Here is a 25,915-nt window from a genome sequence, read left to right as displayed (position 1 = left end):
CCTGTGCATTGCCGAAGCGGGTCGCCGCCAACGGATTTCGTATGGCCGAACCGAAGAGGTCGCTTGACCGAAGCCGTCGGCACGTCGTAGATTGTAGCACTATTGAAAATGGTTATCGTTTGCTAGTTGGGACTGTGATGCAGGAAGAGCTCCGTTTGCCACCCGTACGCACGATGAAAGAGGTGGCCTGGGGCGTAGACCGACTACGGCAGGAAGTCAGCGTCCTCACCGGAGTGCCGGTGGATGATCTGGCCGAGGACGCCGACCTACTCGGCCTGGGACTCGACTCGGTGACGGTGATGCGCATCTCCGGACTCCTGCGAAAAGCGGGTCAGCGAGTCGAGTTCCGGGATCTCGTACGCAATCCCACGCTCGGGGCGTGGCGGAAACTCCTGGACGACGGCGATACCGGCGCTGCCGCATCGCACGACACCACCGGGAATCGGGTCGCTGTCGACCACTCGGAGCCCTTTCCGCTGGCGGTGATGCAACACGCCTTCTGGGTCGGGCGCACCCGGACACAAGACCTGGGGGATGTCGCCGCCCACTTCTACAGCGAATTCGATCACGAAGGCGTCGAACCGGATCGGCTGGAGCGTGCGATGCGTGACCTGATCGCGCGGCACCCGATGCTGCGGGTGACGATCGACGCCGCGGGTATGCAGCGCGTGACAGACCGCGGTTCCTGGCCCGGACTGATCGTGCACGACCTCCGGGAACTCCCTGGATCGGAGCGCCTTCGGCGCTTGGCGCAGATCCGGGATGCCTGCTCGCACCGGAGCATGGACATCGGGGCGGGTGAGGTCGTAGACCTGCAGCTCTCGTTGCTGCCCGGTGGCCGCACCCGGGTACACCTGGACCTTGACATGATCGCCGGGGACGCGCTGAGCCTGCGCAATCTCCTCGCCGACCTGTCCACGCTGTACGAGCACGGTCCCGGGGCGCTGCGCGCGCTGGAATACAACTACGGCCAGTACCTTGCCGACCGTCGCCGGGCCCGTGCCACCGCCCGGGAACAGGCCCGGCAATGGTGGCAGTCGCAGTTACCGGAACTGCCCGCGGCGCCCGAACTTCCGCTGCTGACCGCCGCGGAAACCGATGGCCGGGCCCGGGTCGACCGGCGCAGTTACTGGCTGTCCCCGGAGCGGGCGGCACGGTTGCGTGTGCGGGCTCAGCGTGCCGGCCTGACCACGGCCGGCGTGCTCGCGACGGTTTTCGCGGAAACCATCGGCGCCTGGAGCGGTACCGACCGCTTCCTGCTCAACCTGCCCGCCTTCGACCGGGAACCGCTGCACGACGAGGTGGATCTGCTCGTCGGCGACTTCTCCAGTTCGGTCCTCCTCGACGTGGACCTGTCCACGCCGATGACGCTGACCGACCGGGGACGGATAGTCGCCGATCGGCTGCGGGAGGTCCTGGGATACGCCGCGTACTCCGGCGTCGAGGTGCTGCGGGACCTGAGCCGGGCCGGCGGTGGAGAACGGGTCCTGGCGCCGGTGGTGTACACCAGCGCGCTGAGCCTGGGGGAGCTGTACGCGCCCGCGGTCCGGAAATGTCTGGGCGATCCGGTGTGGACGATTTCCCAGGGCCCGCAGGTCTGGCTGGACGCCCAGGTGACCGAATTCGACAGTGGCATCCTGCTCAACTGGGATGCGCGCGTATCTCTGTTCCCGCCCGGACTGCTGGACACCATGTTCGACGCCTACGTGGGGTCTGTCGACCTGTTGCTCGACGACGACGGCGCATGGGATCGTCCGGCACCGTGGCCGGTCACGGGCCGGCGGTACAGCGAGATCGCCCTCGCGCCCGCCCTACCGCTGCACGAGCGCTTCTTCGCCCGGGCCGCCGCAGATCCGGGCCGGACCGCCCTGGTCGCCGGTGACGTCACAATTTCCTACGGCGAACTCTCCGCACGGGCCCGGCGTATGGGACGACTGTTGCGGGACAAGGGGATCGGCCGTGGCGACAGCGTGGCCATCACCTTACCCAAGGGGGTCGACCAGATCGTCGCGGCACTGGGTGTGCTCGCCGCCGGGGCAACCTATGTGCCTTCGGGGATCGATCTGCCGCCGGCGCGGCGCGGGCGGGTCTATCGCACGGCGGGTGCACGGCTGGTCATCACCGACCGCGATACCGTGAGCGCCGGTTGGGGGCCCGACGACATCGAACCGGTTCTTCCCGAGCACGTCCATGCTGCCGACCCGCTGACCGAGATTGTCGAGGTCGACCCCGAAGACGTCATGTATGTCATCTTCACCTCCGGCTCCACCGGTGAACCCAAGGGGGTCGAAGTTCCGCACCGGGCCGTCGCGGCCACCGTCGACGCGGTGAACGGCCGGTTCGAGATCGGCGCGGGGGATCGCACGATCGCGCTGTCCGCGTTGGACTTCGACCTCTCCGCCTACGACCTGTTCGGATTCCTGGCGTACGGCGGTTCGGTGGTCGTGGTCGACGAGGCGCAGCGTCGTGACGCCGCGGCCTGGGCCGAACTGATCCGCCGGTGGAAGGTGACCGTCGTCAGTGCGGTGCCGGCGCTGCTGGACATGCTGTTGATCGCTGCCGCCGACTCCGGGCTGGGTAGCGCATTGCGGGTGGTCATGCTGGGTGGTGACCGGGTCACCGTGGACCTACCGGACCGGTTGCGCCGTTCGGTTCCCGGCTGCCGGTTCGCCGGCCTCGGCGGGATGACAGAGGCCGCCATCCATGCCACCGTCTGCGAAGTCGGCACCGTCGACCCCGGCTGGTCGAGCGTGCCGTACGGGGTTCCGCTACCGCACGCCGGCTGCCGGGTGGTCGACCGGCACGGCCGGGACTGCCCCGACTGGGCGGCCGGGGAACTGTGGGTCACGGGGCTGGGGTTGGCACACGGCTACCGGGGCGACCCGGAGCGCACCGCCGAAAAATTCGTCGAGTACCGAGGGGTCCGGTGGTACCGGACGGGTGACCTGGTGCGTTACCGGCCCGACGGGACCCTCGAATTCCTCGGCCGCATCGACCATCAGGTCAAGATCCGCGGCCACCGGATCGAACTCGGCGAGGTGGAAACCGTTCTGGCCGAGCATCCACGGATCATCGCCGCTGCCGCCGCCGTGCTCGAACACCCCACCAGATCTCTCGGCGCTGTCCTGGTCGGTGAGCTCGACGACCTTTCCGATGACGACCTCCGGTCCTGGCTCGGCGAGCGGCTGCCCGCATACATGGTGCCCCGCCTGTTCGTCCGCAGCGCGGACCTTCCCATCACGCGCAACGGCAAGATCGACCGTGCCGCCGTACAGACCGGCCTCGCCGCTGCCGCAGGTAGCCGCGGCGGTACCGAATCCGCCGCGCCCCGGGCGGGCCTGGAGCGGACCGTCGCCGATGCCTGGGCGGCGGTCCTCGATATCGAGGAGATCCGGCGCGACGACGACTTCTTCGCTCTCGGCGGTGACAGTCTGCTGGCCACCCGCCTGGTCCGGCGGCTGCTTGCCGAGGGGGTGGCGGGCGCCGATCTGGCGCGTCTTTTCACCACACCCACCCTCGCCCAGTTCGCGGCGAGCCTGACCATCGGTACCGCCACGGAGATTCCGGAGATCGTCCCCGACCCCGAGCACCGGTACGAGCCGTTCCCGCTCACCGATATCCAGGTCGCGTATTGGCTGGGCCGATCGGGCGATTTCGATCTCGGCGGGGTACCGGCGCAGCTGTACCTCGAATACGACTGGCCCGGCGTCGATCCGGGCCGGCTGGAGTCCGCCTGGAATCGGGTGATCGACCGGCATCCGATGCTGCGCGCAGTGATCGCGGTGGACGGGACGCAGCGAGTTCTCGACGAGGTCCCCCCGTACCGGATACCCGTGGTCGAGAGATCCGTGGTAGGCGTCCGAGACGAAATGTCCGGCAGCCTCCTCGATGCCGGCAGCTGGCCGTTGTTCGATATCCGGGTCGTGCGCGACGGCCCGGACACCCGGGTCTGCGCCGCCTTCGACACGCTGATCGCCGATGGCCTCAGCGTGTTGGTGCTGCTGTCCGAGTGGACGCGGCTGTACGCGGAGCCGGATCTCGCAATACCCGAACCGGGACTGGACTTCCGTGATTACGTGCGCGATTGCACGCCTTCCGAAGTCGAGGTGCGGGCGGCGTTGTCGTATTGGCGGTCACGGTTGCCGGAGTTGCCGCCGGGTCCGCAGTTGCCGTTGCGAGTGTTGCCGGCGCTGGTCAAGCGGCCTCGCTTTGTCCGCCGGGAGATCCGGCTCGATACCGCGACGTGGCACGGGATCGTTTCCCGGGCTCGTGGTGTGGGTGTGACGCCGAGTGTGGTGCTTTTGGCTTGTTATACGTGGGTGTTGGGGGGTTGGAGTGCGCAGCGGGAGTTGACGGTGACGTTGACCCGTTTCGATCGTCGTGATGTGCATCCCGACATCATGCGGGTGGTGGGGGATTTCAGTTCGCTGTTGTTGGTGGCGGATTGCCCTGTGGGGAGCGAGTCCTGGTCGGGGCGGGTGCGGCGGTTGCAGGAGCAGTTGTGGAGTGACCTGGACCATCAGCAGGTTTCGGCGGTGCGGGTGTTGCGTGAGCTGGCTCGTGACAGTGCGGTGCCGGCGGAGCCGGTGCCGGTGGTGTTCACTTCGATGCTGGGTGTCGATGATGAGCTGGCTCGGTCGGTGCGGTGGCCGGATTACACGCGGACGCAGACTCCGCAGGTGTGGCTGGATCATCAGGTGATCGAGCTGCCGGATGGGTTGCTGCTCAGCTGGGATTCGGTGGACGAGTTGTTCCCCGAAGGTCTCGTCGACGACATGCTGGCCGCTTATCACCGGTTGTTGTACCGGCTGGCCGAGGTGGATTGGGAACAGCCACTCGACACGGCATTGCCGGTACTACCACCCGGCCAGCAGACCATCCGCGACCGCGTGAACGACACCGCCTGGCCGGCTGCGCTCGATGACCTCACCACCGCAGAGGCGCACAGTGCAGGCCGGAATGCTCCGGACAGCCTGCTGCATACCGAGATGTTCGATATCGCCGCCGCCGATCCCGGCCGGACGGCGCTCGTCGACGGCGATACGACGCTGTCGTTCGGTGAGCTCGCCGAGCGCAGCCGCCGGATCGCGGCGCTGTTGCTTTCGCACGGTGTCCGGCCCGGCGATACGGTCGCGGTATGCGCGGCGCGGGGTACGGCGCAGGTGGCGGCGCTGTACGGAGTGCTGGCGGCGGGGGCCGCCTATGTCCCGATCGCGAGAGACCAGCCGCCGCAGCGGCGGACCGCGATCCTGCAACAGGCCGGAGTCGCCGCGGTACTCACCGACGACACTGCCCGCTTCCCGACGGCCGAACCGAACGCCGGTGGGGCGCCGGTGGTGTCGATCGCGGACGCCCAGGAACACGAGCCCGCACCGGTTCATCGCGGAAGCAGTGGAGACCTCGCGTACGTGATCTTCACGTCGGGTTCGACCGGTGTCCCGAAGGGCGTCGAAATCGAGCACGGGCAGGCGGTGAACACGCTGGCCGATATCCGGGATCGCTTCGGGCTCAGCGTGGATGACCGGGTGCTGGCGGTGGCGGCGGTCGATTTCGATCTGTCGGTGTTCGACCTGTTCGGTGTGCTGGGAGCCGGCGGTAGCGCGGTGATCGTCGCGGACGAGGACCGGCGGGACCCGGACCGGTGGCTCGAGCTGGTGCGTAAGCACACAGTGACGGTGTGGAACACGGTGCCGGCAATGCTGGACATGCTGCTCATGGCAGCGGAATCCGGGCCGGGACTGTCGTCGGCGCTGCGGTGGGCGCTGGTGTCCGGGGACTGGGTCGGACTGGACCTGCCGGGCCGTCTCGCCGCCCTGTCCGAGCGTTGCCGCCTGGTGGCTCTGGGTGGCGCGACCGAAGCGGCGATCTGGTCGAACTACTTCGAAGTCGGCACCGTGGACCCGGAATGGACATCGATTCCCTACGGTCGGCCCTTGCGCAACCAGCGGTTCCGGGTGGTCGACGAGAACGACCGGGACCGGCCCGACTGGGTGCCGGGCGAGTTGCTGATCGGTGGCGCCGGAGTCGCCCGGGGCTACCGCGGCAGCCCCGAACTCACTGCGGCCGCGTTCTTCGATGACGACGGGACACGCTGGTACCGAACCGGGGATCTGGGCCGATACCGGCCGGATGGTGTTCTCGAGTTCCTGGGCCGCGCCGATCGCCAGGTCAAGATCCGCGGGCATCGGGTGGAACTCGGTGAGATCGAGCAGGCCGTCACCGCTCACCCGCAGGTCCGGCGGGCGATCGCGCTCGCAGTGGGGGAACGGGCCCGGACGCGGTTGGTCGCCTTCGTCGAACCGGAACTGCCTGCGGATATGGCGAGCTTCCTCGCCGATCGGGTTCCGGCGGGCTGGGCGCCCGAACTGATCGCATTGCCGGACCCGCCACTGACCGGCAACGGAAAGATCGACCACGCCGCTTTGGTACGGCGAGCCGAAGCGGTCACCGCCGGTAGGGACGGAGCCGAACGGGGCGAGCCGGCCCGGCCCGGGCTCGAAACCCGGATCGCGCGGATATGGCAAGAAATCCTCGGCGGTGAACTCCCCGGCCGGGATGCCAATTTCTTCGCTGCCGGCGGTGATTCGCTGTCGGCGACCCGTCTGGTGAGCTGCCTTTCCCGGGAGATCGGCATCCGCGTGACCTTGCGCGAGTTCTTCACCGACCCGACCGTCGCCGGACTCGGCCAGCACCGCACCGACACCGCAACTGCTGCACCCGGCGACCGGTCGCGCAGTGCCGCTCTCACCCCGGTGTCGACTGCCGATACCGCGCACCGACTGGACCCCTTCGGTCTGACCGATATCCAGGTGGCGTACTGGCTGGGCCGGTCGGGCGACTTCGATCTGGGTGGTATCGGCGCACAGTTGTATTTCGAATACGACTGGCCCGGCCTGGACGCGGACCGGTTGGCGCACTCCTGGAACCGGGTGATCGAGCGGCATGCGATGTTGCGTGCGGTGGTCGGCGCCGACGGCGAACAGCGGGTCCTGCCACAGGCTCCCGAGTACCGGATCCCGGTCATCGATGCCGCCGGCGATTTCGAAGGCGCCGCCGCAGCATTGCGGGAAGAGATGGCCGGCGGGGCCCTGGACGCCGCCCACTGGCCGCTGTTCGATATCCGGATCCTGCGTGACGGCACGAAGTCCCGGCTGTGTGTGGTCTTCGACAGCCTGGTCGTCGACGGCCTGAGTGCCCTGGTGCTCATCTCCGAATGGACCCGGTGGTACACGGACCCGGGGCTCGAGCTGGCGCCGTTGGCCATCGAATTCCGTGACTACGTGCGCGATTGCACGCCGTCGGAGGACGAGGTGCGGGCGGCGTTGTCGTATTGGCGGTCACGGTTGCCGGAGTTGCCGCCGGGTCCGCAGTTGCCGCTGCGGGTGTTACCGGCGGCGGTGCGGCGGCCTTGCTTCGTCCGCCGTGAAGTTCGGCTGGATGCGGAGGTTTGGAGCCGGATCGTTGCGCGGGCTCGTGGTGTGGGTGTGACACCTAGCGTGGTGCTTTTGGCTTGTTATACGTGGGTGTTGGGGGGGTGGAGTGCGCAGCGTGACCTGACGGTGACGTTGACCCGTTTCGACCGCCGTGACGTGCATCCCGACATCATGCGGGTCGTCGGTGATTTCAGTTCGCTGCTGCTGGTGGCGGATCGTCCTGGGGAGAACGAGTCCTGGTCGGGGCGGGTGCGGCGATTGCAGGAGCAGTTGTGGAGTGACCTGGACCATCAGCAGGTCTCGGCCGTGCGTGTACTGCGCGAACTCGCCCGGGACAGTGCGGTACCCGCCGAACCGGTGCCGGTGGTGTTCACCTCGATGCTGGGTGTCGACGATGAACTGGCCCGGTCGGTGCGCTGGCCGGATTACACACGGACACAGACTCCCCAGGTCTGGCTCGACCACCAGGTCATCGAACTTCCTGACGGGTTGCTGCTCAGCTGGGATTCGGTGGACGAGCTGTTCCCCGACGGGCTGATCGACGACATGCTGGCCACTTATCACCGGCTGCTGAACCGGCTGGCCGAGGTGGATTGGGACCAGCCCCTCGACACGGCGCTGCCCGTGTTTCCGGTCCGGCAGCGAGCCACGCGTGACGCCGTCAACGACACCGCTTGGCCGCGTCCGCTGGACGAGATGGATTCCGGTGCACACCTCGGCGAAGGCGCAAACGCGCCCGAGCCGGCCCGGTTGTTGCACACGGGAATGTTCGATATCGCGGCAGTCGATCCCGGCCGCATCGCACTCGTCGCCGGCGACATCACGGTGTCGTTCGGTGAGCTCGCCGAGCGCAGCCGCCGGATCGCGGCATTGCTGGCCGCGCACGGTGTCCGTCCCGGTGCTGCCGTGGCGGTATGCGCGCCTCGCGGCGCTGAGCAGGTGGCGGCGCTGTACGGGGTGCTGGCCGCGGGGGCCGCCTATGTGCCGGTCGCTGTGGACCAGCCGGTTCGCCGCCGGACCGCGATCCTGGAACAGGCGAGCGTTTCGGCCGTACTCACCGATGACACCTCCCGATTCACCATGGTTGCGAATCGCAGCCGTACGGGCGGACCGGCCGGCACCGCTGAGCACACCCACCTGAACGGCACCGGCGAAAACGGCGCCGCGCCGGTGGTGGTTGCTCTCGCGGATGCGCAGAACCACGACCCTGCGCCGGTATACCGGGGCAGCGGTACCGACCTCGCCTATGTCATCTTCACCTCCGGCTCCACGGGTGTTCCGAAAGGAGTGGAGATCGAGCACGGACAGGCGGTGAACACCCTCGCCGACGTGGCCGATCGCTATCGGCTCGGTCCGGACGACCGGGTACTGGCGGTGGCGGCGGTCGATTTCGATCTGTCGGTGTTCGACCTGTTCGGTGTGCTGGGGGCCGGTGGCAGCGCGGTGATCGTCGCCGATGCGGACCGGCGCGACCCGGCCCGGTGGTTGGCACTTGTGCACGAACACCGTGTGACGGTGTGGAACACGGTGCCGGCGATGTTGGACATGCTGCTCACGGTGGCCGAGTCCGGACCCGGTCCGGTCCCGTCGCTGCGGCTGGTGCTGGTCTCCGGGGACTGGGTGGGCCTGGATTTGCCGGGCCGCCTCCGGTATCTGTCCGCGAACTGTCGTTTCGTCGCCCTGGGTGGTGCCACGGAAGCGGCTATCTGGTCGAACTTCTTCGAAGTCGACACCGTGGACCCGGAGTGGATATCGATTCCGTACGGTCGTCCATTGCGTAATCAACAGTTCCGGGTGGTCGACGAGAACCGTCGGGATCGTCCGGATTGGGTGCCCGGGGAGTTGTTGATCGGTGGCGCCGGAGTCGCCCGCGGTTATCGGGGTCGCCCCGACCTCACTGCGGCTTCGTTTTTCGACGAGGACGGGATTCGCTGGTACCGGACCGGAGACCTGGGGCGGTACCGGCCGGATGGTGTTCTCGAGTTCCTGGGCCGCGCCGATCGCCAGGTCAAGATCCGCGGGCATCGCGTCGAGCTCGGTGAGATCGAGCAGGCCGTCACCGCTCACCCGCAGGTCCGGCGGGCAATCGCGCTCGCGGTCGGGCAAAGAGCCCAGGCGCGGCTGGTCGCCTTCGTCGAACCGGAGGCACCGGCGGCGGAGCGCGCCGACCCGGCGCGGCTCCCCGAGGACCTCCCGGGCTTCCTCGCCGATCGTCTACCTCCGGCCTGGATACCCGAACTCCTCCCGCTTCTCGACCCGCCGCTGACCGCCAACGGGAAAGTCGACCACGCCGCCTTGGCGCGGCGAGCCGAAACAGCGGCCGGCCCGGACGTGTCCGAGCCACGCGAGCCGATCCGTCCTGGACTGGAGACCCGGATAGCACGGATCTGGGCGGAGACGCTCGGTACCGAGCCGACCGGCCGGCATACGAGTTTCTTCGGCGCGGGTGGTGATTCGCTGTCGGCGACCCGGCTGGTGAGTCGCCTCGGCCGGGAGCTCGGCATCTCCGTGACCCTGCGCGAATTCTTCACCACCCCGACCATCGCCGGACTCGGCGACAACCAACCGCACACCGGTATCGACCTCGAAGAAGGTGCTTTGTGAACGTCCCCGACCTGATAACCGATCTACGACAGCGAGGAGTTCACCTGTGGGCCGACGGTGAACAGTTGCGGTTCCGCGCTCCCCAGGGCGTGCTGACCGCCGCGGACCGGGAGAAACTGGTGGCGAACAAACCGGCGGTCCTGGAATACCTCGCACGCGACCAGACTGTCATCAGCGTATCCGCCGATACGGCCGCCGCGCACGAGCCGTTCCCGCTGACCCCGGTACAACAGGCCTACCTGATCGGTCGCGACCCCACCTATGCCTTCGGTGGTGTCGCCTGTGCGAGCTATCTGGAAATCTCCTACGGCGGCGTCGAGCCCGGCAGCGTGGAGGCGGCATGGAACGCGCTCGTGCGGCGCCACGACATGCTGCGGGCGACCGTGCACAGCGACGGCTACCAGCAGATCGCGGCGACCGTACCGCACTACGAGATCCCGGTGACCGACGTCCGGGGCCAACACTCCGCACAGGTCGATGCCGTACTCGACCGGCAACGCGATGACCTGCTGGGCCCGGCCGGCGCGCCGGATACCTGGCCGTTGTTCGCCCTGCGCCTGACCCGCACCGACACCGGGTGCGTTCTGCACCTGCTGGTCGAATTGCTGGTCGTGGATGCCGCGAGTCTGCAACTGCTGCTGTCCGAACTCGACGAACTCGTCCACGAAGCCGGGAACGACGCGGTGCCGCGGCCCGCACCGGGAATCGGTTTCCGCGACTACCTCCTGGGTGTGCAGCAGCTCCGGAACGGACCGCGCTACCAGCGGGATCGCGAATACTGGCAGACACGGATCGACAGCTTGCCCGCCGCGCCCGAGCTGCCCACCCAGGTGGCCGGCGACGGTACCGGATCGAACACCGCTCCCGGTTTCTTCCGGCTGCACCACTGGCTGCCGGGCTCTGTTCTGGACGGATTGGCCCGCCACGCGACCCCGCACGACCTGACACCCTCCGGCGCGGTCCTCGCCGCCTACGCCGAGGTCATCGGGCGCTGGAGCCGGAAGCGGCAATTCACCCTGAACCTGCCGGTGTTCAACCGGCTCCCGGCACATGCCGAGATCGGCGCGGTGCTCGGCGATTTCACCTCGGTGAACCTGCTCGGCATCGACCTCGACGCGCAGGACACCTTCGCCGATCGGGCCCGCGGCATCGCTGCCCAGTTGTTCACCGACCTCGATCACCGGCTCTTCGACGGTGTCGAGGTACTCAGCGAGCTCACCCGCCGCGCGGGCAATCCGGTACTCATGCCCGTGGTGTTCACCAGCACGCTCGGCAGTGGCGATCGCGACGCTCGGGAGAATCGGGGCCGGATTCTGCGCGGCATCACCCGCACTCCACAGGTGTGGCTCGACTGCCAGGTCACCTCCTACGACAACGGTCTGATGATCGCCTGGGATATCCGCCGCGACGTCCTGGCCGGCGATACCGCCGCCGAGGCATTCGCGGCGTTCGTGGACCTTGTCACCCGATTGGCCGAAACACCCGAGGCGTGGACGGAGCAGCATCCGGTCGCCCTCCCGTTCACGCAGCGTCGGCATCGCGACAACTACAACGACACCGCCGCCGATGTAGCGCCACGTGTGCTGCATCAGCGGATTCTGGCGCGGGCCGAGACGGATCCGGCAGCGCCCGCGGTGATCCACCGGGACACCGTGCTCGGCTTCGCGGAGCTGCGCCGCCGCGTCGCCGGGGCCGCTGCCGCCCTCCGCGAAGCCGGTGTACAGCCCGGTGACCGGGTGGCCGTCCTGATGGAGACGGGGCCCGAACAGGTCGTGGCCGTGCTCGCGACGTCGGTGCTCGGTGCCGCCTACGTGCCGATCGCGGTAACCCAGCCGATGGCGCGCCGGGAACGGATCATCGACCGCGCCGGGGCCGAGGTGGTGCTCACCCAATCGTGGCTGCGTGACTCCGGCGAAATCCCCGCAGCCGCGCGACCGGTGGCCGTCGACCTGACTCCGGATAGCGACACCCTGCCCGACGTCGCCGGTGATCCCGGCGCTCCGGCCTATGTCATCTACACCTCCGGCTCCACCGGCGAACCGAAGGGCGTGGTCGTCACCCACCGGGCCGCGGCCAACACGATCGACGATATCGACGAGCGATTCGCGCTGACCTCAGGCGACCGGGTACTCGGTGTCGCGAGCCTGGCATTCGACCTGTCGGTCTGGGATATCTTCGGCGTGCTCGCGGCCGGCGGTGCCGTGGTGCTGCCCGACCAGGACCGTGCGGCCGACCCGTCGCACTGGCTCGAACTCGTGCAACAGCATTCGGTAACCCTGTGGAACAGCGTGCCGGGACAGCTCCAGATGCTGCTGGACGTCCTGGAATCCACTCCCGGGGCCCGCGCCGAATCGTTGCGGCTGGTGCTGCTGTCCGGTGACTGGATCCCCTTGGATCTGCCCGACCGGTTGCGCGTGAACCACCCGGACCTGAGCGTGATCGGTTTGGGGGGCGCCACCGAGGCCGCCATCTGGTCCATCCACCACCCGGTGGGCGATATCGACCCGCAGTGGCGCAGCATTCCCTACGGCATCCCGCTGCGCAATCAGACCGTGCAGGTGCTCGACGGTGCACTGCAGGAATGTCCCGATCTCGTCACCGGTGAGATCTACCTCGGTGGTCTCGGATTGGCCGAGGGCTACCTGGGTGACGACGAGCTGACCGCGCGGCGGTTCATCCGGCATCCGCGCACCGGTGCTCGCCTGTACCGCACCGGCGACCTCGGCCGCTTCCACCCGGACGGCCGGCTCGAATTCCTCGGCCGCGAAGACACCCAGGTAAAGATCCGCGGCCACCGGGTCGAGCTGGGCGAGGTCGAGTCCGCGCTGCGGCGCCATCCCGCGGTGGCGGATGCCGCGGTGCTGGTCGATGGCCAGAGCCCGGGCGCTCGGCTGCTCGGTTACGCCGAGATCGCGACCGACGCCTCCGGCGCGCAGGTGCCCGGTGCGCCCGCCGCCGAGGTGCTGGCCACCGCCGAGAATGCCGCTGCCGCCGCGCAGCGGGAGGTCGACGGGGATGCATTCGTCGCGCTGATGCAGGCAGTCGACGAGATGGCCATGCTGTCCATCGCCGCCCAGCTGCGCGGATGCGGCCTGTTCGATGATCGTGAGCGTTCGCACGACCTCACCGAGATCGCCGCGGCCACCGGTGTTTCCGAGCGACAGCACGGCCTGCTGAAGCGCTGGCTGACCGCCCTCGCGGACGGGGGTGCGGTGGTGCACGATCCGGGCACCGGCCGCTACCACGATCTGATCGCCGCGGGCCCGCATGCGGTGGAGGCGGCGTGGAAGCGTATCGACGAGCTGGAAGAGATCGTCGGTTACGGCAGCGAGACCCTGTCCTATATCCGTGCCTGCAGCAGCCGGCTGGACGATCTGCTGCGCGGCGCGCTCGATGTGCGCGAATTGCTGTTCCCCGCAGGCAAGCCCGGTGCGGCGCACGCTGTCTACCGCACGAACCTGGTGGCACGCAGTTCCCATCGCATCGTGATCGACACTGTGCGCGAGATCGCCCGGCAGTCACCGCATACGCTGCGGATGCTGGAGGTCGGTGCGGGTATCGCCGGTACCAGTACCGATCTGATTCCCGCGCTGGCCGAGTTCGAACCGGACTACCTGTTCACCGATATCTCGGAGTATTTCCTCGGCGAGGCCCGCACGAAGTTCGCGGACTATCCGTGGGTGCGCTACGGACGCTTCGATATCAACACCGACGCGTCCGGCCAGGGCCTGCGGCCCAACTCGGCCGATGTCATCCTGTGCGCGAATGTGCTGCACAATTCGGTGAACGCCGGCGAAGTGCTGGCGCGACTGCGCGGCGTGCTCGCGCCGGGCGGCTGGCTGATATTCCTCGAACCCACCCGCCAGCACAACTATGCCCTGCTGGTGTCGATGGAGTTCGAATTCTTCAGCGAACTCACCGCATTCACCGACGTCCGCGCGGGCACCGGCCAGGCATTCTTCACCCGCGATCAATGGTTGCGCCAGCTCGACACCGCCGGTGCCGACCATATCCGGGTGCTGCCCGCCGAGGACGCACCGCTGGCGGCCTCCGGGCAGGGCGTATTCGTCGCCCGGTTCAAAGGTGAGCGCAGCACCGTGACCGAACAGCAGCTCACCGAGCATGTCGCGGCGCTGCTGCCCGATCATATGGTGCCGGACGAGCTGAATCTGCTGGATGCGCTACCGCGTTCGGCCAACGGCAAACTTGACCGGGCGGCACTGGCCGCGCGCGCCGCCGCGGCTCCGGCCGCCGGCGCCGATTCCGAGTTCGTCGCGCCCGCGGACGAGATCGAGGAACGGATCGCGCAACTGTGGCAGGAGATGCTCGGCGTTCCGAAGGTCGGTCGCGACCAGAATTTCTATACCCTGGGCGGCGATTCGCTGTTGCTGTCGCAGATGGTCGGGAAACTGCGGGACCGGGTCCCCGAGGTCGCCGATATCGAATGGCAGGAACTGCTGCGCGATGTGCTGCGCAATCCCACCGTCGCCGCCCTCGCCGCCCGCCGCCACAGTGCGCAGGCACCCGCCGAGACGGCGCCCGCGCAGAGCGCGGTGCGGTCCCTGGGCGGCCGGCCCGGCCACGACGCCGGCACCTGGGTGCTCGTCCACGGTGGCACCGGCACACTGTCGCCGTACGATGCGCTGCTTCCGCATCTGCGGGCAGCGCATCCCGGCGCCCTGCTCGGGCTCGAAGTCACCGATCCGGCGAAATACCTGAATCTTCCGGCGGACACCGTGATCGCTCGGCAGGCTGCCGATTACGCGACCGAACTGCTCGAACACGACAACCGGTTCCGGATCATCGGATACTCGGTCGGCGGTCTGCTCGCCGCCGAGATCGCGCGCACGCTGACCGAGTCGGGAGCGACGGTGGACGAGCTCACCGTGATCGGCTCCTATCAACCGCCCGCGGTGCACGACGAGCTGCTGACCGAATACGTTTTCGCCCAATCCATCGGCGTCGACCCGGCCACGGTCGGATTCCCCGCCCACACCGCGGCGATCGATACCGCACTGCGCACAATCCTGGATAGCACCCCGGACCGAGTTCCCGCCGGGGCACTCACCGCGCTGAACGGCGACTCGGCGCCGCTGGCGGCGAAATTCCGGGAGCTGGCCTCCGTACCGCGCACCGATCGCCTCACCGCACTGCGCACCGCGGCCACCTCGGGAACCGGACCGTACCGGTCGAAGGAACTTCCGGCGGCGGAATTCCGCACGCAGTTCGATATTTTTGCGCACAACCTGCGGGCCATGGGCGCGCACCACGCCGAGCCCTACTTCGGTCCGGTGCGGGTGCTGAGCAACAGCGGTACCGCGACGCTGATGGGTACGCGGGCGGAGGTGGACCGCTTCTGGTCGCGGATCGCACTCGGTGCACTGGTCATCGCGGAAATCCCCGGCGACCACCTCACCAGTATGTCCGCGACCCATGCCGCCGACGTGGCGGCCCGGATCCTCGCACCACTTCCCGAGACCGGCAGCGAGCCGCGACCGTGACCGCTGCGACGGGCCCGGTGGCCGTGCTCGGCGCCACCGGAGTGGTCGGGCGGGCGGCGGTGCGGATGCTCACCCGGCTCGGTATCGGCGAAGTGCGGCTCGGCGCGCGCACTATCGGCGGGGTCGCGTCCGGGCCCGTACCGCCCGGGGCCGAGGTACGGCGCGTGGACGCCGACGATCCGGCATCGCTTGCCCGGTTCTGCGCGGGAGCGCGGCTGGTCCTCAACTGCGCGGGCCCGTCGTATCTGTTGGTGGACCGGGTGGCGCGGGCCGCGTTGACGGCCGGGAGCGACTATGTCGATGTTTCCGGGGACGGGCCGGCCTATCGGCTGCTGGACGGGTCGCCGCTGGTGACCGGCGAGCGGACCGCGGTGTTGTCCGCCGGTATGTTGCCCGGCCTGGCCAATATCGTCCCCCGGCTGCTGGCCGACGATCTCACCGGCGCTCGGCTGGTCGTCTACGCGGGCGGTATCGAGCCGTTCGCGGCGGCCTCCGCGGGCGATCTCGCCCTGTCGCTGGACAGTTCCGACGGCGCGGCCGCCGGCCACTGGTACGGCGAAACGCTTGCCGCGTGGTCGGGTGGCTGCCGCCGGCGCAATGCGCTGCCGGTACGCGAGGATGTGGAGGTCGCCGGGTTCCCCGGCCGGGTGACCACGATGCCGTTCCTGACCGCCGATGCCGAACGGCTCGCCCGGACGACCGGACTCGACGATCTCCACTGGTACAACGTGTTCGTGGGCAGTGCGCTGCGGCTCACGCTGACCCGGCTCCGCGGCCGCGTGGGAAGCGACCCGGCCACGCTGGCCGCCGTCGCCGCCGAGATCGGCGCGGCGGCCGGGCTCGATCTGGCCGGTCTCGCCCCCTTCTATCTGATGGCGTTCACGGTGCACCGGCCGGGCCGTACCGACACCGCGGTGTTGCGCACGCCGAGCAGTTTCGAACTCACCGCCGCCACGGCCGCATACGCGGTCGAGGCGGTGCTGGCCGGGAAGATCGCGGCGGGTCTGCACTACGCCGACGAGGTCCTCGACCCCCGCGGACTACTCGATGCCGTGGCCGCCCTCGGGGCATTGCCCGTATTCCGGACCCATCAGCACGCCCACGATGAACCCATGGAGATCGGTAGCCTGTGAACGAATCGCCGCAAGTATCGAGCGGGCGCAGCGGCGCGCAGCCCGGACCACCGAAAGTGGTCGTATGCGGTACGTCCTTCGGCCGGGTGTATCTGCACGCGGTGCGCGAAGACCCGGAGGTCGAGCTCGCGGGTATCGTCTCGCGCGGTAGCGCTGCGTCGCTGGCGTACGCGGAATCCTATGGGGTACCGCATTACCTGGGTGTCGAACAGGTGCCCGGCGATATCGATATCGCCTGTGTCGCGGTGCGGGCCGGCGCCGCCGGCGGTGACGGCGCGAAACTGGCGCAGAGCCTGATGAGCCGCGGTATCCATGTATTGCAGGAGCATCTGCTGCACCCCGATGAGCTCACCGACTGCCTGCGGACCGCCCGGGAGAACGGCGTCTGCTACCGGCTGAACTCCTTCTATCCGTATCTGGAGCCGGTCGAGCAGTTTCTGCGGGCCGCCGAGATCCTGCGTGAGCGGCAGCGGCCGTTGCATGTGGATGCCGCGGCCGGTGGTCAGGTGGTGTATTCGCTGCTCGATATCATCGGCCGGGCCGTCGGCCGGCTCCGGCCGTGGGCGATCGGCGACCCCGCACCCGTCGCCCCGGAGGTGGCCGCACTGGCCGATCCGCCGATGCCCTACACCCAGCTGGCCGCGGTGATCGGGGGTGTTCCGGTGTCGTTGCGGGTGCAGAACCAGATCCACCCCGCCGACCCGGACAATCACGCACTCCTGTTGCACCGGGTCGCGATCGCGTTCGAAGGCGGCGTGCTGTCCCTGGCCGATACCCACGGTCCGGTGCTGTGGAGCCCGCGGCTGCACACCGATCGCGACGCGACCGGACGCCTTGTCATGTCCGGACCCGGCACCGAACGGTTGGATGTGCCGAGCACTCGGATCATCGGCCCGGCGGCCGGGCCGACGTTCCAGGCGGTTTTCGATGAACTCTGGCCGGGCGGTATCCGGGTAGCTCTCGGCCGGTTGCGCGCCGATATCGCGGATCCGCGCCGGTCTCCCGGCGCCGGCCAATGGGCGATGACCGTAACTGCCCTATGGCAACGACTCACGACGGTTCTCGGGCAGCCGGAGCTGATCCGGCCGGACACCCCCACGCCGGTGCCGCTGCCGGAACTGCTCGCTGCGGGTCCGCCGCGGACCGGTGATGCCCGATGACCACCACCGATTCGCCACGTGAACTGGCCGACCTGCAGGCGTTCTCGGCCGACCCGTACACCACGATGCAGCGGCTGTACCGAGAGAACGGAGCAATCTCCACACTCGGCGCCGGACCGATGCGCTTCCGGCTCGCTCTCGGCACCGAAGCCAGTGCATTCATCCTCGCGAGCAGTCACCTCTTCAGCTGGGAAGCGGCATTCGCCGGGCTGGCCCCGCTGACCGGTCGGTCCGCGCTACTGGTCAACGACGGTGACCGGCACCGGCGGCTGCGCCGGCTGGTCACCCCGGCATTCACCGCGCGCCGGGTCTCCGAGCATCTCGATACGGTGACCCGGCATATCGAGAATGCCATGGCGGAATGGGTACCGGGCACGGTCATCGACGTGTACCCCGCGCTACGCCGGGCCATGCGACTGGCCACCCTGGAGAGCCTTTTCGGCAGCGCCGCCGTGGAAAGGTCCGAAGGCTTGGTCGATTGGCTGCAGGATATCCACCGCGCCATCGACACCGATGTGGTCGGCGGCAGTATCGAGCGCGGTTCGGGGTCACCCGTCTGGCGCCGGGCCCTGCTGGCCCGTTCCTCGGTCCACCGCTGGGTGATCGCCGAGATCGAGCGGCGCGGCGAACAGGAGGAATCGGGTGACGACGTCCTCGGTGTGTTGCTGCGCGGGGTCGACGACGACCGGCTCACCGGCGACGAGATCACCGACCAATTGGTCAGCCTGCTCGAGGCCGGAGCCGAAACCACGGCGGCGCAGCTGTCGTGGATGCTGTTCTGCACGCTGCGCGATCGTCCGCTCTGGACGGCGATCGCCGCCGCTGTCGCCGATCGCCCCGTGACCGGGCCCGGGCCACCCGGAGTGGACCACCTCGTATCCGAGACCATGCGGCTCTACCCCGCCACGGCGGTCATTTCCCGGCGGGTTGCGGAGGAATTCACCCTGGCCGGGCAGGTATTCGTCCCCGGGGATCTGTTGCTCTTCAGTCCGTTTCACACTCATCGGCTGGACTCGGTATGGCGGGAACCGGAACGGTTCGACCCGCTCCGCTGGGACCCCGGTTCCGAGCATTATCACCGCCCGGCGCCGCACGAGTTCCTGCCGTTCGGGGTAGGCCCGCATCGCTGTATCGGTGCCAACTTCGCCACCATGGCGATCAAAGCCGCGTTCGTCGCCATTGCGCGCGGAGTCGACGGTGAACTGATCACGACCGATGCGCGGCCCGTGGGCTTGATCGGGATGCACCCGAGCGGTGGCATCACGGTGCGAATCGACGAGAAACGCTGACGTACGGGGCGGATGTACCCGCGGCAGGACTGCGGGTACATCCACCCGGCTCAGCTGCGTGGAGCGCGCAGGACCCCGGCCTGTGCGGTGAGCTGTTCCCCGGCCAGCCCGGTCTCCGCAGCCAGATCCTCGATGCCGAACGTATGCCATTCGCTGACATTCCGGACCACCCGGGTAGGCGCCGCATCGCCGCTGATCTGCCACGTGGAGGTCATTCGGATCAGGTCACCGCCGGCCGGTTCGGCCTCGAGTGACCCTTCGTAGACGAGGTCGCCGATCTGCTCCCGGGCCAGTTCCATTCTGGGCAACGTCGTAGGGCGGGTGACGGGCAGCAGTTCCACCAGTACCGGCGCTCCGGGTGCGAGCCGGGGGAGTACTCGATCCCACAGTGCGCGGCGCTGTTCGGCTCCGATATGCCCGAGAACTCCGAAGACGATCAATGCCGAGATCGAGTCGGGCAGGACGACCGATTCCGCCGGTTCGGCCACGATGGTGACGCGCCGTCGCAGGTCGTCGTCGGCGACGACATCGTGGGTCAGGACCGCCCGCATTGCGGGTGCGGGTTCGCAGGCAAGGATTTTCGCCGTCGGCAGCACCTCGGCGACGATGCGGCAGGTACGCCCGGTGCCCGCCCCGATATCGACCACCGAACCCGCGCTCGGATCGACCTCGGCCAGTATCTTCCGCAGGGCGGCTTCGCCTTCGGCGTGAGCGCGGGGGACCAGGTCGTAGAACTCGGCGACCGGCGAGTAGAAGTCGTCCATGCACATCTCTCCTGCTTCGGGACCGCAGCCACGCGACTGCTTAATGAAAAAGATTATCATTATGCGGGTGATTCGATGTCGGTGAAAGGGTTTGCGATGTCGCCGTTCCGGTGATTCAGGGCTGTGGTCGCAGGGGGGCTCGCCGGGGATCGGTACCACTCGACAACCGTCTATTGGAAAGCATTATCATTTTCAATATGATGGTGGAGGGCGCGGTTCGGCGCGCGTCGGCAGCCGGACCTTCGGTAGAGCTCCGGCTTTCGAGAGGGTTCGCCCGGCCGTGTGGGTCCAGCACAGGTCATATCGCCTCGGGTCGTGATCGACGGAATTGTCGCGGTGACGGAGTGGGCCGACAGCACAACGGCGTCGGTGCAACGGTTTGCCCGGTGAACGGGTGGGCTCGGTGACTCCGGATGTGCTGTTGCGTCTGCTGGTGGTGTTCGCGCTGATCCTCGCGGTGGCTCGACTTGCCGGGTGGCTCGCCGAGCGGGCCGGCCAACCGGCCGTGGTCGGTGAGATCTGTGCAGGAATTCTGCTCGGCCCGACGTTGTTCGGTGGTGAGCTGACTCGGCTGCTGTTCCCGGCCGAGGTGCGCCCTTCCCTGCGGATCCTCGCGGACGCGGGCGTTGTGCTTTTCATGTTTCTCGTCGGCGCGGAATTGAACGAGAAGTTGTTGCGGGGGCAGGGGAAAGCGGTGGCCCGGGTTGCCCTGGGTTCCATGGCGGCGCCTTTTGTGCTGGGGGCCGCGCTGGCGCTGTATCTGGTCGACAACCACCCCGGTGAGCATCGCCTGACCTTCGCGCTGTTCATGGGAACCGCGATGTCGGTCACTGCATTTCCCGTGCTGGCCCGCATCCTGGGCGACCGCGGGCTGATGGAAACCCGGATCGGTGCGCTCGCACTGGCTTGTGCGGCAGTGGGTGACGTTCTGGCGTGGACACTGCTCGCAGTCGTAGCCGCGATGGCCGGCGGGGCGGTCGCGCTGTGGCAGATTCTTTTCGTAGTGCCGTTCGCCGCGCTGCTCATCATGGTGGTGCGACCTGCACTGACTCGGCTGGGGGAGCGCTGGAATCGAGGCCGGTCCACGATCACGCCGCGGTGGGGTGCCGGTGTACTGGCTGTGGTCGCGGCCGGGTTGGCCTTGTCCGCCGGGGCCACCGAGTGGATGGGGCTGCACCTGGTCTTCGGGGCCTTTCTCTTCGGTGTGGCTGTGCCGCGCCGAAACTGGGACAGCGTGCACGAATGGGCGCTGCCGTGGGTTCGACGCGCTGCTTCGCTGCTGCTGCCGGTGTTCTTTGCTGTCGCGGGGTTGGCCGTAGACCTTTCCGAGATCGATGGCTCCGTACTGGGCGAACTGGCCCTCGTGCTGTTGGTTGCCATCGGCGGCAAGGGTCTCGGCACCTACGCCGGTGCCCGTATGAGCGGTATCCGCGTGCGGTCTTCGGCTACTCTCGCGATCCTGCTCAACACCAGGGGGCTCACCGAGCTCATCGCGCTGTCCGTAGGACTTCGACTGGGTCTCCTCGATACCGCGCTGTATTCAGTGATGGTGGTTATGGCGCTGGTGACAACGGCAATGACCGGGGTGCTCATGCCGCTGGCGCATCCGCGGTCTCGCGTGCTGCCCGAGGTGCAACCTCGGATCCTTCCGCCCGAGGTGCGGCCCGGACGCTGATCGGTTCTACACTTGGTTCTGCCACGACACCGGACGCCGACGAACGCTCGGAAGGCTGCGATGACCGCTCCCTCCGCCACCCGGATCGACCCGCCTCGCCGCGTAGCACTCATAGGAGTCGCGTTCGACGGGTACGCCCGCAAGGGCAACCAGACCGTCGCCGCAGCGGCGCTGCGGCGCGCCGGCCTCGCCGATATCGATTCCCCGCTCCCGCTCGACGACCTCGGAGACCTCACACCGGCCGAGCAGTCCGCCGAACGTGGACCCAACGGCCTCCTCAACGAAGTCGCCGTCGTCGACATCCAAGGCCGGCTGGCTTCGGCGGTATCCGCCGCGCTCCGGGACAGGCGGTTTCCACTCGTGGTCGGAGGTGACTGCTCCGCGCTCGTCGGCGCGGTCCGCGGTGCCCGCGACGTGCTCGGGACCGTCGGCCTCCTCCATGTCGACGGACACGAAGACACCACGCCGCTGGACGCCTCGGAAGACGGGGAGGTGGCGAACTCCGAGATCGGGATGCTGGTCGGTCTGACCGCGCGCGGTTTGAACGGGCCCGTGACCACCGGCCTTCCCGCGCTGGGCCGTGAATTGCTCGCGCTGCTCGGACAGCGCGACGACGAGTGGCGGCGGGAGCTGAACATCGGGACTCTCGCCGATCTCGGGGTGTGGAAGCGCAACGCTGCCGAGACGGCCGCCGCTCCCTCGGCGTCGAGCCGAGCGGCCGTCGCGCATGTGCGGAAATCGACCCCGGGGTGGTGGCTGCACATCGACGTTGATGTCCTCGACCCCGCGGAGTTCCCGGCGCAAGGGATCGCGGGCTTCCCCGACGAACCGGGCGGGCTCTCGCGCACACAGCTCACCGAACTCGTGACCTCGGCCGTCGCCGAACCGGGCTGCGTGGGCGCGAGCATCGCGATCTACGATCCCGACCAGGATCCCGACGGCTCGGGCGCACGGTACGTCGTCGAGCTCGCGACCGCGATGCTGTGCGCGCTTCGCCACTGATATCCCTGTCGGGCAGTCCGCGGGCCACCTCCATCATCATCTGCACAGCGGCGATATCGGCTGCGGGGGTCATTGGCCTGCTCAGCGGCTCGGGCGAGGCACCGTGGAGGGTCTCGGTCGACCGCTGGTTATCGTCGGGCTATGGCGGCGGACGATCTCTGGGAGCTGGAGCAGAGCATTGGGCATTTCGATGAACTGTGTGCGTTGGTCGCGGATCGTGACGAGGTGATCTACCTGCGGTATTCACACGGACCGGCACGTGATGCGGAAGGTCCCAGTCACGATTTCGAGGCCGATGTGGATCTGCCGGGGCTATCTGTCACCGTCGTGACCCCGGAGCCCTGGTGGCCGCGCCCGGCGCGTGATTGGATCGCGCGCAGATTGTGCAAATATGCCGAACTCGGTGAGGAGCGGGACCGTTTCCCGTGGCTGTTGACCGGTCGGGTCGCCGGCTTCGGTCCTGACCATGAGCCGTTGATCGCCGACCCTATTGCGCTCGCGCCGGTCTCTATGGGCGTGGTCGAGGAAGCGCTGCGCATCTACAACGAGCGTTTCCATGTGGGGCAGGATTCCCGCCGCTGACGGTCGGGCTCACCTGCCGACAACACCCGCTGCATCATGGGTCGCGGGAATCAAGAGTGGGAGGCCATCGGCAGTTCGCCTTCGGCGATCTGCTGGGCACTGGCGTAGACCAGATGCAGGAAGTCCGCGCCGGCCAGGGCTGCTGCCCCGTCGATCACGGTGCGGGTCGCCCGGGGAGCGAAGACCTGGCCGATGGTCAACGCGGTGATGATCCAGACGTCGAAGCAGAACGGGCAGCTGAGAAGCTCTCCGATGCTACCCACCGCACCGTTTCCGCGTTTCGGCTGCTCCATCACCTCGCCCGGTCCGCCGTCACCGCTCGGACTCGTGAACGGGGCCCGCACCGGCGCGGTGACGGCGCCCTTGGTCACCAGGCGGGACAGTTTGTGTGCCGCGAAAGCCGTGCGGACCAGGTCGCCGGCACTCATACCGTGGGGGAGTCGCCGGCCGGTGAGACCGCCCAGCAGCGTTACCGCCGCGACAACCATCGCGTAGCCGGCGATCATCAGGGCCCGGCCGCCCAGCGAAGGAGAGGCGCTCACGGCCGGAAAACCGCCCGGATACATCCTTGTTCTTTTGTCTTGAACAGCTCGTAGCCTCGCACAGCGTCCTCCAGCGGCATGTCATGGGTGATCAGGTAGGACGGGTCGAGGTCGCCCTGCTGGATGTAGTCGAACATCCGCGGCATGTATCGCTGTCCGTGTTGCTGGGCGGTGCGGATCGTGAGGCTCTTGTTGGTGAGCACACCCATCGGAAATTTGTCGGTGAGCCCGTAGATGCCCAGTACAGAGACCACGCCGCCCTTACCGCAGGCAAGAATTGCCTCGCGCAGCGGTGTGGCGCGGTCGGTTTCCAGACGCAGTAATTGTTTGACACGGTCGTAGGCCTGTTGCAGGCCGGTGCCGTGTGCCTCCATCCCGACCGCGTCGATACACGCGTCCGGGCCGCGGCCGCCGGTGAGCTCCCGCAGTGTCTCCTGGACGCTGTCGGTCTGTGTGTAGTCGATCGTGACCGCGTCGAACCGCTCCTGTGCCAGGGCGAGTCGCTCGGGAAACCGATCGATGACGACGACGCGGTCCGCGCCGAGCAGCCGGGCGGAATGCGCGGCCATCAAACCCACCCCGCCGCTGCCCCATACCGCGACTGTGTCGCCGGGGGCGATATCGCAGAAGTCGGCGCCCATGAGACCGGTGGGTACGGCATCGGAGCAGAACAGGGCCTGTTCATCGGTGACGCCGTCGGGGACGGTGAAGCAGTTGACATCGCCGAACGGCACGCGGATGTACTGTGCGTGCGATCCCTGATATCCCCCGAAGGGGTGGGTGTAGCCGTAGATACCGCCGGTCGGATATCCGAGGACGGGCTGTTGCAGGGCGGCGTTGGGGTTGGTCGTGTCGCACACCGAATACAGGTCGCGTTCGCAATACCGGCAGGATCCGCAGCCGATGAACGAGGGCACGACCACTCGGGCACCCACCTTCGTCGCGGTGACCTCCCGGCCGGCCTCGACGACCTCACCCATGAACTCGTGCCCGAAGACGTCGCCCGCCCGCATGCCCGGCAGATATCCGTCGATGAAGTGCAGGTCCGAACCGCACGTGGTCGTCAAACCCACCTGCACGATCACATCGTGCGGATTCACCAACACCGGGTCGGGTACGGATTCGATCGCGAGGTCGTCGACACCGTTCCAGCACAGCGCGCGCATCACTTCTCCTCGGCAGATCGGTGGCGAGCGCTCGGGTTGCGCTCGAGCGTGGGGACTTCGCCTGTTTGCAACAACGCACGCGCTCGATAGAGAACCGTGAACAGCGCCGCGCCGGTGAGCTGCTCCGGTAGCGGCGCTCGGCCGGATATCCGGACCTCGGTGCCCGATTCGTGTGGCGCGGCCGCGAACTCGAGCTCGATCTGCACGAGGTCGGTATCGCTCGCATCGACGAATCGCAGGCCGCTGTCTGTCGTGACGAGTGTGCTTTCCCAGCTGAGGGGCGCTTCGCCCGGTCGCTCGACTGTCCACGCGTAGCGGTCGGCGGCGGTCGAGCGGACCTCGGCCGTTCCACGGAAGACCTGAGACAGGTCCTCAGGGGTACGCCACAACTGTTCCGCAGCTGCGCGTGAACATTGCATCGTCAGGGTTTGGCTGCTGCTGCCACGGCTCACCGACCCCGCGGCTCTGCCGACGAGTGTTGTCAGCTCTTGTTTCGCCTTGTCGAGATAATGCACCTCGCCTGCTCCTTTCGAGTGATCGACCGGTGACCCTGCGGTCTGAGCGCCTCAGCGGTGCGGCGCGGCATGCGTATCGGATCGACAGCGGGTTGCGTTCCCGCTTGTAGCGGGTACGGGTGGACAGCCGGAGATCGACCGCCTTCGTGGGTGTAGTCGGGCACGTCCCACGTCCGGTGCACATGCCGGTCGGAACCGACGTGGTCGAAATGCGCACTGGTGAGCACCACGGCGCCGACGTCGGCCGGGGTGCGTCCGAGGTCGTATGGCCCGCCGGCGAGGTTTCGAACCAGCATGGCGCCGTCCTACCCCGGCATGTCCCGGCCAAACGCGATCGCGCGTGCCATGACACCTTGCCGGCCGGTGAGATCGACAGCGACCTCGCCTTCGACTCGCCACTCATATCGATACGGACTGCCGGCGCGCTCACCCGGCGGCATCGGCGCACTCGTTCGTGGATGGGGTCCGCGAACGGGTGCAGCCGCTCGCCCGCGCAGCAGCTTCTTCCAACGCAACTGCCGGCTATGGGGTGGGCACCCGCCGCATACT

13 protein-coding genes are annotated in these 25,915 nt (G+C 68.1%); 8 read left to right on the top strand and 5 right to left on the bottom strand.

Features of this window, described 5'->3' with window-relative positions:
* Positions 1 to 182 precede the first annotated feature (182 nt).
* From QH195_RS10775 to QH195_RS10755, 5 genes are read left to right on the top strand one after another with little or no spacing between them, the layout of a single operon-like run.
* Positions 183 to 10,037 (top strand): amino acid adenylation domain-containing protein, encoded by a 9,855-nt coding sequence (locus tag QH195_RS10775; protein WP_432278832.1) that lies wholly within the window; start codon positions 183 to 185, stop codon positions 10,035 to 10,037.
* Entirely contained in the window at positions 10,034 to 15,538 is a 5,505-nt protein-coding gene (locus tag QH195_RS10770; protein WP_280435240.1) for a non-ribosomal peptide synthetase, read from the top strand. The genes QH195_RS10775 and QH195_RS10770 overlap by 4 nt, the downstream gene beginning before the upstream one ends.
* Positions 15,535 to 16,671 (top strand): saccharopine dehydrogenase NADP-binding domain-containing protein, encoded by a 1,137-nt coding sequence (locus QH195_RS10765; protein WP_280435239.1) that lies wholly within the window; start codon positions 15,535 to 15,537, stop codon positions 16,669 to 16,671. The genes QH195_RS10770 and QH195_RS10765 overlap by 4 nt, the downstream gene beginning before the upstream one ends.
* Positions 16,668 to 17,831, top strand: a complete 1,164-nt coding sequence (locus QH195_RS10760; protein ID WP_280435238.1) for a Gfo/Idh/MocA family oxidoreductase — start codon at positions 16,668 to 16,670, stop codon at positions 17,829 to 17,831. The genes QH195_RS10765 and QH195_RS10760 overlap by 4 nt, the downstream gene beginning before the upstream one ends.
* Positions 17,828 to 19,120 (top strand): cytochrome P450, encoded by a 1,293-nt coding sequence (locus QH195_RS10755; RefSeq protein ID WP_280435237.1) that lies wholly within the window; start codon positions 17,828 to 17,830, stop codon positions 19,118 to 19,120. Before QH195_RS10760 ends, QH195_RS10755 begins: the two co-directional genes overlap by 4 nt.
* Positions 19,121 to 19,170: 50 nt before the next feature.
* Here QH195_RS10755 and QH195_RS10750 read toward each other — a convergent pair whose 3' ends face one another.
* Positions 19,171 to 19,884, bottom strand: coding sequence for a class I SAM-dependent methyltransferase (locus tag QH195_RS10750; RefSeq protein WP_280435236.1), 714 nt, complete (start codon positions 19,882 to 19,884; stop codon positions 19,171 to 19,173).
* 379 nt (positions 19,885 to 20,263) lie between these two features.
* On the opposite strand from QH195_RS10750, the gene QH195_RS10745 reads away from it, so the two are divergent.
* The 3 genes from QH195_RS10745 to QH195_RS10735 all read left to right on the top strand — a co-directional run bounded on the left by QH195_RS10745 (position 20,264) and on the right by QH195_RS10735 (position 23,143).
* The gene (locus tag QH195_RS10745; RefSeq protein WP_280435235.1) at positions 20,264 to 21,559 is read left to right on the top strand and encodes a cation:proton antiporter; all 1,296 of its coding nucleotides are present in this window, start codon (positions 20,264 to 20,266) and stop codon (positions 21,557 to 21,559) included.
* Positions 21,560 to 21,619: 60 nt separating this feature from the next.
* Complete coding sequence (locus QH195_RS10740; protein WP_280435234.1) at positions 21,620 to 22,561, top strand: arginase family protein; 942 nt, start codon at positions 21,620 to 21,622, stop codon at positions 22,559 to 22,561.
* Positions 22,562 to 22,702: 141 nt separating this feature from the next.
* Positions 22,703 to 23,143 carry a DUF6098 family protein gene (locus QH195_RS10735; RefSeq protein ID WP_280425170.1) on the top strand — a complete coding sequence of 147 codons (441 nt, stop codon included), beginning with the start codon at positions 22,703 to 22,705 and terminating at the stop codon, positions 23,141 to 23,143.
* A 50-nt stretch (positions 23,144 to 23,193) separates the two neighbouring features.
* On the opposite strand, the gene QH195_RS10730 is transcribed toward QH195_RS10735, so the two are convergent.
* The 4 genes from QH195_RS10730 to QH195_RS10715 are packed head-to-tail and all read right to left on the bottom strand — an operon-like array spanning position 23,194 to position 25,662.
* Complete coding sequence (locus QH195_RS10730; RefSeq protein WP_280435233.1) at positions 23,194 to 23,685, bottom strand: DUF1360 domain-containing protein; 492 nt, start codon at positions 23,683 to 23,685, stop codon at positions 23,194 to 23,196.
* A complete protein-coding gene (locus QH195_RS10725; protein WP_280425168.1) occupies positions 23,682 to 24,851 on the bottom strand; it encodes a zinc-dependent alcohol dehydrogenase in 1,170 nt (389 codons plus the stop codon). The genes QH195_RS10730 and QH195_RS10725 overlap by 4 nt, the downstream gene beginning before the upstream one ends.
* A complete protein-coding gene (locus QH195_RS10720; RefSeq protein WP_280435232.1) occupies positions 24,851 to 25,366 on the bottom strand; it encodes a hypothetical protein in 516 nt (171 codons plus the stop codon). Before QH195_RS10720 ends, QH195_RS10725 begins: the two co-directional genes overlap by 1 nt.
* Complete coding sequence (locus QH195_RS10715) at positions 25,333 to 25,662, bottom strand: MBL fold metallo-hydrolase (RefSeq protein ID WP_280435231.1); 330 nt, start codon at positions 25,660 to 25,662, stop codon at positions 25,333 to 25,335. The genes QH195_RS10720 and QH195_RS10715 overlap by 34 nt, the downstream gene beginning before the upstream one ends.
* Positions 25,663 to 25,915 lie beyond the last annotated feature (253 nt).

Source organism: Nocardia carnea (assembly GCF_029868855.1).
GTDB lineage: Bacteria > Actinomycetota > Actinomycetes > Mycobacteriales > Mycobacteriaceae > Nocardia > Nocardia carnea_A.
This window is presented reverse-complemented; position numbering and strand designations above follow the sequence as displayed.